This is a genomic window from Herbaspirillum sp. YR522 (assembly GCF_000282575.1).
Taxonomy (GTDB): Bacteria; Pseudomonadota; Gammaproteobacteria; order Burkholderiales; family Burkholderiaceae_D; genus Herbaspirillum.
This window is the reverse complement of record NZ_AKJA01000033.1, coordinates 1-11,314: the sequence shown is the minus strand read 5'-3', so window position 1 is coordinate 11,314 and position 11,314 is coordinate 1. Positions and strand designations below refer to the sequence as shown.

The window sequence follows — 11,314 nt, the reverse complement described above, 5'->3', positions numbered from 1 at the left end:
GAACTATAGCAACGCCGCATAGACCGCGCAAGTACTTTTTGAACAATCATGCAAAATAATTTAGCGCGCCGTGAAAGACTGTCTGGCCAGCAGTCTGCAGCGCGTTGCGGCCTATATATAGCAGATCACCACATGCGCTGATATCAGGCGTCGGTGATCTTGCCCAGCTCCACCCGGTTCTTGCCCAGGCGCTTGGCTGCGTACATGGCCTTGTCGGCCATGGCCAGCAATTCCTCGGGCCCGATCTCGCCATCGCCATCGGGCAGGTAGACCGACACGCCGATGCTCGAAGAGATATGCACCGTCGAATGCGTCAGCTCGAATGGCTCGCGCATCGAAGCCAGGATCTTCTCGCCCACCGCCAACGCGTCCTTCTGCGAATGCAGGTTTTCCAGAATCACCACGAACTCGTCGCCAGCCAGTCGCGCCACCGTGTCGACGTCGCGCACCGCTTCCCGCAGCCGCTGGGCAAACTGGATCAGCAACTCGTCACCGGCCTCATGCCCATAGCGATCATTGACTCCCTTGAAACCATCGATATCCATGAAGAACAGCGCCACCAGCTCATTGGCCCGGCGTGCGCGCATCATCGCTTCCGGCAGGCGGTCCGAAAAAGCGCGCCGGTTGGGCAGGCTGGTCAACACGTCGGTCAGCGCCAGCTCGCGCATCTGGTCGCGAAATGCCAGGCGCTCCGTGATGTCGTGCAGGAAGGCAATGAACAGGTGGCCGGCATGCCGGCGCACGTGCCCCACGGTGATCTCCACCGGCAACTCATGGCCGTCATGATGCAGTGCCTGCAACTCGATGCGATTGTTGATGACCACGCTGGTGCCGTGCTCGATGAATTCCTGCATGCCACGATAATGCGCTTCGCGCATGTCGACCGGGATGATCAGTTCGGTCATCCGGTTGCCGATGGCCTCGGTGCGGCTCCACCCCAAGAGCAGCTCGGCCTGTCGATTCCATTCGACGATGATGCCGTTCTCGTCGGCAGCAATGAAGGCGTCCTGGGCGTTCTCGAGAATGGCGCGCAACTCGGCGGCACTTTCCTCGAGCCTGATCTGGTCGGCGTACTGGGTGTCAAGTGCCTGCTGCAGGGCGCTGGCCGTCTCGTGCAGGCGCCCGGTACGTTCGGCTACCCGCTGCTCGAGGCTTTCATTGAGCGAGCGCATCTCGCGCAGATAACGTTCTTCGCGCTCGACCATGCTCACCAGCGTCGACGATAGCAACTGCACCTCGCGGTAGCTGTTGACCAACGGAATGGTCACGTCCTGCACCCCCGAGGCGCGCAGTTCCAGCGCCGCCGACAGGCTATTGACGGGTGCCACCAGGCGCCGGGTCAGGAAAAACGCCAGCACCACCAGCACCAGCCCGATCAAGCCGCCGACCAGGATCACCCGTCGTTCGAGGTCGCGAAACGCCTGCAATGCCACCGGTTCCGGCTGGCGCACGATGACGCTCCACTTGAGCATCAGGCGGTTATCGGCGCCTGTATGCGAAAAACCGGTGATATAGCGCCGCCCGTCTGGCCAGCGTTCAAGTACCGCACCGCCGCCAGACAGGCGTTGCGAGGCACGAAAGCTCTCGGTGTCGATCCGGGTTTCCTCGAGTCCCTTGGGTCCCAGCAGCACCGTGCCATCCGACCGCACGATCAGTACCTCGACGTCATAGCGGTCGCCGGTCGGGTTGAGCAGCCTGGCCGCGATCTCACGCGCCCATGCCCACGACAGGTGCATGCCGATCACGCCTATATAGCGGCCCTGCTTGTCCAGCACCGGGGTGGCCAGGTCGACGAAGCGCCACGGCTCGGCCTGCGGCGGCAACTTCTTCTCGAGCAGCAACGCCGTATGGTAATCGGCCGAATACATGCGTTCCTGGCCTTCCTTGAACCATGGACGTTCGGCCACGCTATGCCCTTCCAGGATGCCGTTGGTGGCGGCCAGCACCATGCCGTCGGGGCGAGCCATGCCGATCCAGGCGTAATGGGGGACGTTGGATTGCAGTTCGTTGAGTATTTCACGGATGCGCGTTACGTCGCTCCCCTCCTTGACGGCAGGACGCGCCACCAGGATACGCAGGTCGATCTGGCGTTCCAGCATGCCGCGCTCGAGCGCGTCCTGCATTTGCCAGGCCAATTGCTTGAGTCGGGTCTCGGCTTCGGCGCGGGCGTAACCGCGCGTGAACTGATCCACCAGAATCAGCACCGAAATGGTCGTGATCAGCACTGTGAGCATCACCCCTGTCGTGATCAGCGACGATAGATTAGGCGGCGACGGGACTTTTTTCTTGTTCAATTCGGGCAACAGACGGCGATCCGGCAGGGAACGTGTCGACTCCCCCTGCGAGCCGCACGTGTTCAAGATCGCATCTTGCCAGAACGGTCATCTTTTTTCACCGGCTTTCAGAAATTTCATCAGCCCCATATTTCCGCCGGGAAATTGCGCCGAAATCCTGCCTGTTCCCGCCCGGTGGCACGCCCTGCAAAGCCGCACCGCAGGTGCCTAAACGAAAAAATTCTCATTCCACAGCTGGCGATACGAATCGTCTCCAAAGATGCGAAAAGACAACGCCTAGACCCCGGCGCAGATACCGTCGGCACGCGGGTCGGTCGCGCCCTCGATGACGCCGTCGGGGTGGATGCAGACGGCTCCGGCATGTCCCATCATGTCGCTGTAGTCCGGCACCAGCTCGATTTCGTGGCCGGCGCGGCGCAGCGCGTCCACGGTCCCGCCAGCAATTCGTCCTTCCAGCTTGAGGTTGGTCGAGTCCTCGCCCCAGGTGCGCCCCAGCAACCAGCGCGGCGCCGATACCGCTGCCTGCAGGTTCTGGCCGAACAGTACGTGGCGGGTGAAGACCGCCGCCTGGGTCTGGGGCTGTCCCTCGCCGCCCATGGTGCCGTAGGCCAGTGTGCGGCCATCGTCGAGCCGGGCCAGCGACGGATTGAGGGTATGGAACGGCAACTTGCCGGGCGCCAGCCGATTGGGCCCGTCGTCAAGCGTGAAGCTGGCGCCGCGGTTCTGCCAGACGATGCCGGTGTCCGGTACCACCACGCCACTGCCGAACTCCCAGAAGATGCTCTGTATATAGCTGACCACCCGGCCCTGGGCATCGGCCGCCCCCATCCAGATGGTGTCGCCCGGCTTGGCCGGATGCGGCCAGGGCGCCGCCCGCCGGGCATCGATCTGGGCCGCCTCGTGCTCCAGCGCGGCCGCCTGCAGCCAGTCGGCCGCGTCCACGCTCATGTGGGCCGGATCGGTCACATGGCGGTTACGCAGCATGAAGGCGCGCTTGGTAGCTTCGACCAGGCCATGGATATGCTCGAAGCCGTCGGCCTGGCTCACGCCCAGTCGATCGAACAAGCCGATGATCATCAGCGCCGACACCCCCTGCGTGGGCGGCGGCAGGTTGTAGACCCGACCCGACTTCAGCTGCACCATCAACGGCGCCAGCAGCCGGGCCCGGTAGGCCGCCAGGTCGCTGGCGCGCAAGGGGCTGCCGACCCGCTCCAGGCCGGCCGCGATGGTGGTCGCCAGGTCACCCCGATAGAAATCGTCGAGGCCGGCTTCGGACAGGCGCGACAGGGTCGCCGCCAGCGCCGGCTGCTTCAGCACCGCGCCCGGCAGCGGAACACCGTGGGCCGCATAGGTGGCGGCAAAGCCCGGCTGGTCCTTGAGCTGCGACCATTTGTCACGTGTCAGTTCGTGCTGCGAACGGGTGATCGGTATGCCGGCCCTGGCATGCCCGATGGCGTCGGCCAGCAGGACCGGCAACGGCAATGCCCGCCCGAAATGCTGCGCATGGTCCAATGCCGCGGCCCAGCCTCCCACGGCGCCGGCCACGGTCAGGGCCGCCTGCGGTCCTCGCGGCGGGATGGCCGACAATCCATGCTGGGCGTAGAAGTCGGGCGTGGCCAATGCTGCCGACGGGCCGCAGGCCTGGATCGCGACCGGCTCGCGGCCCGGTTCGCTGATGACCCAGAAGCCGTCGCCACCAATGCCATTCATGTGTGGATACACCACGGCGATGGCGGCCGCCGCCGCCACCATCGCCTCGACCGCATTGCCTCCCTGGCGCAATACGTTGGCGCCGGCCTGGGCCGCCAGATGATGTGGCGCGGTGACCATTCCGCCAAGGCAGGTCTTGCTGTACAACATGGCTTGCTCCCAATGATTGATTAGCTATCGACGACCTCTACACCGCGCGTCATAGTGTAACTAGGTTGCCATCAACGACACGTGCGCGGCCACGATACGCCACCCCTGGGGCAGGCGTAGCCAGGTGTGGCTCTGACGCCCGATCCGGGCATCGCCGTCGCGGGTGAATTCGGTGTTGGCCACGGCGTAATCGCGACCATAGGTGGTAATGACGGTATTGCGCAAGTCCCGCATCAGGTTACTCGGCGAGCGCCCCACCCGAAACGCGCGGATCTGTTCCATGCCCACCAGGTTCTCGGTGGCGCCGTAGCGCACCGTATGGGGACTATCGAGGAACAGTTCGTCCAGCACCTCGACCTGGTTGGTGGTCAGCGCCACTTCGTAACGACCGAAGGCGGCCTCGACCTCGGCCAGCACCTGCGGATGATTGACTTCGAACGGTGCGGTCTGCTCCATGTCGGCTCCTCAATGCGCGCCCAGGTAGGCCCTGGCCAGTGCGTCGTTGGCGGCGATCTCGGCGGCACTGCCTTGCGCCACCACCCGGCCGCCCTCGATCACATAGGCCCGATCGGCCAGCGACAATGCCAGCGCCGCCATCTGGTCGACCAGCACGATGGTCATGTTTTCCTGCCGCAGGCGGTCGAGGGCGTCGAACAACTCGGCGATCACCTTGGGCGCCAGCCCCAGCGAGGGTTCGTCGAGCAACAACACGCGCGGGCGCGACATCAGGCCACGCGCAATGGCCAGCATCTGCTGCTCGCCGCCCGACAGCAAGCCGGCACGCTGGTGCAGCCGCTCGCGCAGGCGGGGGAAGCGCTCCAGCATTTGCTGCAGGCGCGCCTCGACGTCCTGTGGATAAAGAAAAGCCCCCAGGCGGATGTTGTCGGCCACGGTCAACTCGGCAAACACCTGCCGCCCTTCCGGCACCAGCACTACCCCGTGCCGCACGATCTGCTCGGCGCGCAGGTTGGTCAGGTTCACGCCGTCGACGTGAATACCTCCCTGCAACGGACGATGCAAGCCCGCCAGCGCCCGCATCAGGGTCGACTTGCCGGCGCCATTGGCCCCCAGCAGTGCCACCATCTCGCCGCTGCGCACCTGCAGGTCGATGCCATGCAATACCGGCTCGGCGCCGTAGCCGGTCACCAGTTGCCCCACGCCCAGCAGCTCGGCGCCGGTGGCGCCGGCAGTGCGCACGGCAGCGATGCTGGCCTGGCCCTGCTCACCCAGATAGGCCTGGCGTACCGCCGGATCGTTCTGGATCTGTTGCGGCGAGCCGATGGCCAGGCGCTGGCCGGCGTCGAGCACCACGATGCGGGCCGAAATCTGCATCACCAGTTCCATGTCGTGTTCGACCACCACCACGCTGAGACCGGCATCGGCAATCCGTTGCAACAGGCTGGCCAGCATGCCCTTGTCTTCGCGCGAGAGGCCGGCGGCCGGCTCATCGAGCAGCAACACATCAGGCTCGGTGGCCAGCGCCCGGGCAATCTCGACCAACCGCCGGTCGACATGCGCCAGGTCGGCACTCATACTCATCGGGTCGCCCCGGTAGCCGCAGAAATCCAGTAGCGCCAGGCAGCGCTGGCGCACCGCGGCATCGGACGCGCCGGCAGTCGACAGCGGATGGCCGAGGCGCCCGCGAGCGCAGGCCAGCGCCACGTTATCCAGCACCGACAGGCTGCCGAACAACTGCGAGGTCTGGTAGGTACGTGCCACGCCATGACGGGCAATACGAAACGCCGGCAACCCCGCCAGGGCCACCTCGCCCAGCATGAAACTGCCCGATGTGGGCCGGTAGAAGCCGGAGAGCATGTTCAACGCCGTGGTCTTGCCGGCGCCGTTGGGGCCGATCAGGCTGGTGATGGCGGCCGGTGGCACCTCGAATCCCAGGCCGCTGACGGCACGAACGCCCCCGAACACCATCGTCAAGCCGTCGGCGCGCAGGCAGCTGCGGGCACGCGTACCCGCCTGCGGCAAGGCGGCGCCGGGAGAAGCCGGAGACACTGGCACATCGGGCGTGGCCACGGTGCGCAGGCGCCGGGCCAACTTGGCCAGCAGGCCGGTGACGCCGTCCGGCGCAATCCATAGCACCAGCAACAGCAACGCGCCGAAAAACAGCAGGCGGTAATCTTCCATGCTGGCCAGCAGTTCCGGCAAGGCCCCCACGATGAGCGCGCCGATCACCGGCCCCATGATCGAACCGGAACCACCCACCACGACCACCAGCACGAACAGGATCGACTGCATGAAGCCGAAGGTGTCCGGCGTGACGAAGGTCGACAGCGGCGCGAAGAGTCCGCCGGCCAGCCCCGCCAGCGCGGCCGAGATGGCGAAGGCGGCAGTCTTGATCACCAACGGATTGAGCCCGATCGATTCGGCCGCGGTCTCGCTGTCGCGCACCGCCCGCATGGCCGCCCCCCAGCTGCCACGCGACAGCCAGCAATAACAGGCCAGCACCAGCGCCGCCGTCAGCAGGCCGACGATGGCAATGGCACGTTCGGCCTGCAGGCCCAACACCACCGGCGCGGTAATGCCCATGATGCCGTTCTGGCCCCCGGTAAGGTCGCGCAATTCGATGATGAGGTGCTGCACGATGAAGCTGAAGGCAATCGTGATCATGGCCAGGTAAGGACCTCTCACGCGCAATGCCGGCAACGCCAGCAAGACCCCGAAGACCCCTGCCACCAGCGCAGCGACCGGCCATGCCAGCCAGAAGCCGAGCTGCAGCTTGGTGGTCAGGATGGCCACCGTATAGGCGCCGAGGGCATAGAAGCCGATGTGCCCGAACGATACCTGCCCGGTCAGGCCCAGCAGCACATTCAAGCCGATGCCCACGATCGCCACCAACGCAATGCCGGCCAGCACGAACACATAGTAGCTGTTGACCGACAGCGCCAGCGTGATGGCGCCGATCAGGCCCAGCACGCTCCACACCAGTGCGCCCGGACTACCCAGGCCAAGCCGCACGGCGCCCTTTGATTGAGAAACCTGGTTCATACCTTTTTCACCTGTGCACGGCCGAACAGGCCATTGGGACGCATTGCCAGCACCACGATCACCAGTGCAAAGGTGATGATCTGGGTATAGCCGGAACCCAGCGTGGACGTGATCAACGCTTCGACGATGCCAAACAGCAGGCCGGCGATCATCACGCCCCAGGCGCTGGTGATGCCGCCCAGGATCGCCACGGCGAATGCCTTCAGGCCAAACAGCGTGCCCATGTCGGCGTTGACATTGAAGAGCGGTGCGATCAGCACTCCCGCCACCCCCGCCAGCAAGGTCGACAACGCAAAGGCGGCGGCAATGGCACGCGTGATCGGAATCCCCATCAGGCGCGCCGCATCGCGGTTCTGCACCACCGCCAGCAAGGCCGTGCCCCAACGGGTACGGCGCGATATCGTATGCAGCAGCGCCGCCAGCGCCAGCCCGGTGACCGGGATCAGCAGGTGCAGCGCATACACCCCCAGGCCCACCCCGCCCACTTCGATGGACGACTGCGCCAGCGGCGAAGGCAGGCTGCGCGGTTCCTTGCCGAAGGTGTGCATGACCAGGTTGTCGAGCACGATGCCCAACGCCACGGTCGACATCAGCCAGGCATTGGAACCCTGGCGCGCGAATGGACGCACTGCCAGCAGCTCGACCACCAGGCCGTACAGAGCACACAGCACCAGCGCCAGCACGACGGCCAGCCACATCGGCCAACCCAGCGTCTGGGCGAACGTGAAGCACAGCACGGCGCCCAGCATCATCGAACTGCCCTGGGCGAAATTGACGGTGCCCGAGACCGCATAAGTCATATAGAAACCCAGCGCCATCAGGCCGTACATGCTACCCAGCCCGAAACCGCTGATGAGTGCCGACAACAGCAACATCCCGCTCTCCTGAATTTATCCGGCCGCAGCGCGGCCGGTCACTGCGATTACTGCGACATCCCGACCGGCAGGATGCGGTTGTCGATGAACTGCGCCCAGACGTAGTCGTCCGACTGCAGCGCATCGTGGACGGTGGGGCTGAACGGCTTGACGTAGGTCTTGATCAGGCCTTCATAGCGATCGATCTTGTAGAAACCTTCACGGATCGCATCGCCGTTGGTGGAACCGGCCTTGGCGATGGCCAGCGCCGCCAGTTGCATGCCGTCGTAGGCATTGGCCACGCCCACCGCCGGGGTGATGTCGTCCGGACCCTTGATGGCGGGATACTTGGCCTTGAGCTCGCCGACCACCTTCTCGCCCACCGGCGATAGCTTGCCGAAGAAGCTGAAGGTCTGGATGAAATGCACGTTCTTCGCATTGGCACCGGCCAGTTCGGTGAAGCGGCCACCGGCCGGCCCCCAGTGCGACACCACCGGCACCTTCCAGCCCATCCGGTCGAGCGACTTGACCACCTGCGCCGAGGGGCCGACGTTGCCCACCAGGTACAAGGTATCGGCACCGGCGGCCTTCAGGCGCGTCAGTTGCGGCACCAGGTCCACATCGCTGGCCTCGAACTTCTCGACCGCAGCCGGCTTGAGGCCCTTTTCGGCCAGCGCCGCGACGATGCCCTTCTCGTTCGATTCGCCCCATGGATTGTTGACCAGGATCAGGCCGGCCTTGCTGCTCTTGAAGGTCTTCTGGGCGTAGTTGAACATGGCCCGGTCGACCTGCTCGTCGACGGCCGAGACGCGGAACGCATAGTTGGGATTGGCACCGTTCCTGGTCACACCGGTGCCCGCGGCCCAAGGCCCCATGAACGGCACCTTCTCTTGATTGACGATGGGCACGATGGCCATCGACACGGGCGTATCGAGGCCGCCGAACAGCACCGCCACCTTTTCCTTGAAGATCAATTCGCGCGCCGCCACCACGCCCTTGGCCGGGTTGCCTTCGTCGTCGCGCCGCACCAGTTCCAGCTTGCGACCGCCCAGCAAGCCACCCTTGGCGTTGATCTCGTCGATGGCGATGCTCATGCCGCGTGTCAACGCTTCGCCCGCCTGCGCGGACTGTCCCGACAGCGCCGTGACCAGCCCGATCTTGATCGTATCGGCGGCCAGCGCCGGCAGGCACAGCAGGGTCGAGGCGGCGCCGGCGACGGCGCTGGCAATAAGGGTACGGCGGGTAAAACGGATCATGGCGACTTCCCTCCAGGTTGGCTCGTTGATTGAGTGATTGCTGCTCCCGGCATGACTTATGCAAGGGCTGTGCCAAGCACGGCCCGCATACGATATTTTTGCCGACAATATTTATCTATTATCAGAAGCAAAAATAACCGCATATTGCCGCCGATATTGAATTTACTTTGCGAACAATAATGCACACTTAGCGTGCAAGGAATGGAGAAAATGATGCACGATGCACCAACATCAGGCGGCCCGACCGGCACCCCGGGCCTGCCCTACGACCCGGCGGCGCTGGTGGACCAGTACCTGCGCATCCTGATGATTCCCGATCCCGATGGCGCCCGGCGCCTGGTCTCGCCGGCCCTGAAGATCCGTTTCACCGGCGGGCGCGAGATGAGCGACCCGGCGCAATGCGCCGCCTTCAACGCCACCCGCTATCGCTGGGTCAGGAAGCGCTTCGAGGCCACCGAAGTGATGGCCGGCGCCACGCTGGAATCGGCTGTGGTCTACAACCGCGGCACCCTGTATGGCGAATGGCCGGACGGCGAGGCATTCGAGGGCAATCGCTATGTCGACCGCTACGTCGTCAGCCATGGCCTGATCGTACAGATGGACGTCTGGAACGACAGCGCCGAACGCATGCTGGTGCGCGCCGGCCTGGCCACCCTGTGAGCCGGTTGCCGATGCATACCATCCTGCCCCCCACGGCCGAGGACGCGCTCGGCCAGGACACCGCCGCCGGCTTCGGCCCCTTGCGCGGCCACGCCCGCTTCGACTATTCGCCGATTCACCGGCGGCCCGACTACTGCTGGCCCAATGGCGCCCGGCTGGCCGTGTACCTCGGGTTCAACATCGAGCACTTCGCCTTTGGCGAGGGACTGGGCGCACGGCTGGGCCCGGCTTGCCCGGAACCCGACGTGCTCAACTACAGCTGGCGCGAATACGGCAATCGGGTCGGTGCCTGGCGCTGCCTGGAACTGTTCGACCGCCTGGCGCTGCCGTGCGGCACGTTGATCAACACCGCCTTGTACGACCATTGCCCGGAACTGGTCGCCGCTTGCGTGGCACGCGGCGACGAGATCATCGGCCACGGCCATACCAATGCGCGCCAGCAGGGCACGCTGGCGCCGGCCGACGAATTGGCCCTGCTGCAGCATTGCCGCACCCGGATCGCGGCAGAAAGCGGAACACCCCCGTCGGGCTGGCTCTCGCCCTGGATCTCGGAGAGCCTGCATACACCCGACCTGCTGGCGCAGAGCGGCTATCGCTACAACCTGAACTGGAGCCACGACGACCAGCCGGTACGCATGCGCACCAGCGATGGCGGCAGCCTGTGGTCGGTCCCGTATCCGCAGGAGGTCAACGATATCCCGATGATCGTGGCGCGCCAGATGGATGGCCGCGACTTCGCACGCCTGATCGTCGACAACTTCGACGAGATGCTCGACCAGTCGCTGCGCCAGCCACTGGTCATGGGCGTGGCGCTGCATCCCTACCTGGTCGGCCAGCCCTACCGCCTGCGTCACCTGCGCACCGCCCTGGAACACCTGAGCGCGGCACGCGACCGGGGCGATATCTGGTTTGCCACGCCCGGCGCCATCTGCGAGCACGTCGATGGCCTTGAACAATGTCGCACCTGATCATTCACTGGAGCCTGCCTTGAATTCCTCCCGCCCCCCCGCCATCATCGACGCGTTCGATATCGATGACCGCATCGGCGCCTTCGTACCGCATGGGCGCTTTCGCATCAACGGCGCCAGCGACGGCCCGCTGGCCGGCCTGACCTTCGCCGCCAAGGACCTGTTCGACATCTGCGGGCGTACCACCGGCGCCGGCAACCCGGACTGGCTGCGCACCCACGCGCCGGCCACTGCCACCAGCCCGGTGGTCGAGGCGCTGTTGGCAGCCGGCGCCACGCTGGTGGGCAAGACCCTCACCGATGAACTGGCCTATAGCATCCATGGCGACAACCACCACTACGGTACCCCGCTCAACAGCGCCGCGCCGCAGCGCGTACCTGGAGGCTCGTCGAGCGGATCGGCGGCCGCCGTGGCCGCCGGAC

At 65.3% G+C, this 11,314-nt stretch carries 9 protein-coding genes; 3 read left to right on the top strand and 6 right to left on the bottom strand.

Annotated features, from left to right (window positions below):
• Positions 1-143: 143 nt before the first annotated feature.
• The 6 genes from PMI40_RS05685 to PMI40_RS05660 all read right to left on the bottom strand — a co-directional run bounded on the left by PMI40_RS05685 (position 144) and on the right by PMI40_RS05660 (position 9,264).
• On the bottom strand, positions 144-2,234 hold the full coding sequence (locus PMI40_RS05685) for a diguanylate cyclase domain-containing protein (protein WP_008113069.1): 2,091 nt from the start codon (positions 2,232-2,234) through the stop codon (positions 144-146).
• A 336-nt stretch (positions 2,235-2,570) separates the two neighbouring features.
• On the bottom strand, positions 2,571-4,154 hold the full coding sequence (locus tag PMI40_RS05680) for a gamma-glutamyltransferase family protein (RefSeq protein WP_008113067.1): 1,584 nt from the start codon (positions 4,152-4,154) through the stop codon (positions 2,571-2,573).
• A 60-nt stretch (positions 4,155-4,214) separates the two neighbouring features.
• The gene (gene hpxZ, locus PMI40_RS05675; RefSeq protein WP_008113065.1) at positions 4,215-4,610 is read right to left on the bottom strand and encodes an oxalurate catabolism protein HpxZ; all 396 of its coding nucleotides are present in this window, start codon (positions 4,608-4,610) and stop codon (positions 4,215-4,217) included.
• 9 nt (positions 4,611-4,619) lie between these two features.
• Positions 4,620-7,154, bottom strand: coding sequence for a branched-chain amino acid ABC transporter ATP-binding protein/permease (locus PMI40_RS05670; protein ID WP_008113062.1), 2,535 nt, complete (start codon positions 7,152-7,154; stop codon positions 4,620-4,622).
• Positions 7,151-8,029, bottom strand: a complete 879-nt coding sequence (locus tag PMI40_RS05665; protein ID WP_008113059.1) for a branched-chain amino acid ABC transporter permease — start codon at positions 8,027-8,029, stop codon at positions 7,151-7,153. The genes PMI40_RS05670 and PMI40_RS05665 overlap by 4 nt, the downstream gene beginning before the upstream one ends.
• A 47-nt stretch (positions 8,030-8,076) precedes the next feature.
• Positions 8,077-9,264 carry an ABC transporter substrate-binding protein gene (locus PMI40_RS05660; RefSeq protein ID WP_008113057.1) on the bottom strand — a complete coding sequence of 396 codons (1,188 nt, stop codon included), beginning with the start codon at positions 9,262-9,264 and terminating at the stop codon, positions 8,077-8,079.
• A gap of 213 nt (positions 9,265-9,477) precedes the next feature.
• On the opposite strand from PMI40_RS05660, the gene PMI40_RS05655 reads away from it, so the two are divergent.
• The 3 genes from PMI40_RS05655 to PMI40_RS05645 all read left to right on the top strand — a co-directional run.
• The gene (locus tag PMI40_RS05655) at positions 9,478-9,924 is read left to right on the top strand and encodes a hypothetical protein (protein WP_008113056.1); all 447 of its coding nucleotides are present in this window, start codon (positions 9,478-9,480) and stop codon (positions 9,922-9,924) included.
• Positions 9,925-9,935: 11 nt separating this feature from the next.
• Positions 9,936-10,892, top strand: a complete 957-nt coding sequence (locus PMI40_RS05650; protein ID WP_008113055.1) for a polysaccharide deacetylase family protein — start codon at positions 9,936-9,938, stop codon at positions 10,890-10,892.
• Positions 10,893-10,911: 19 nt separating this feature from the next.
• Positions 10,912-11,314, top strand: a 403-nt coding sequence (locus tag PMI40_RS05645) for an amidase family protein (protein WP_008113054.1), incomplete at its 3' end; no start/stop codon positions are given.

What these genes read in the sequence shown, in the direction of transcription:
- PMI40_RS05685 (WP_008113069.1), bottom strand. Translation starts at nt 2,234, where the DNA reads ATGCTCACAGTGCTGATCACGACCATTTCGGTGCTGATTCTGGTGGAT.
- PMI40_RS05680 (WP_008113067.1), bottom strand. Translation starts at nt 4,154, where the DNA reads ATGTTGTACAGCAAGACCTGCCTTGGCGGAATGGTCACCGCGCCACAT.
- hpxZ (WP_008113065.1), bottom strand. Translation starts at nt 4,610, where the DNA reads ATGGAGCAGACCGCACCGTTCGAAGTCAATCATCCGCAGGTGCTGGCC.
- PMI40_RS05670 (WP_008113062.1), bottom strand. Translation starts at nt 7,154, where the DNA reads ATGAACCAGGTTTCTCAATCAAAGGGCGCCGTGCGGCTTGGCCTGGGT.
- PMI40_RS05665 (WP_008113059.1), bottom strand. Translation starts at nt 8,029, where the DNA reads ATGTTGCTGTTGTCGGCACTCATCAGCGGTTTCGGGCTGGGTAGCATG.
- PMI40_RS05660 (WP_008113057.1), bottom strand. Translation starts at nt 9,264, where the DNA reads ATGATCCGTTTTACCCGCCGTACCCTTATTGCCAGCGCCGTCGCCGGC.
- PMI40_RS05655 (WP_008113056.1), top strand. Translation starts at nt 9,478, where the DNA reads ATGCACGATGCACCAACATCAGGCGGCCCGACCGGCACCCCGGGCCTG.
- PMI40_RS05650 (WP_008113055.1), top strand. Translation starts at nt 9,936, where the DNA reads ATGCATACCATCCTGCCCCCCACGGCCGAGGACGCGCTCGGCCAGGAC.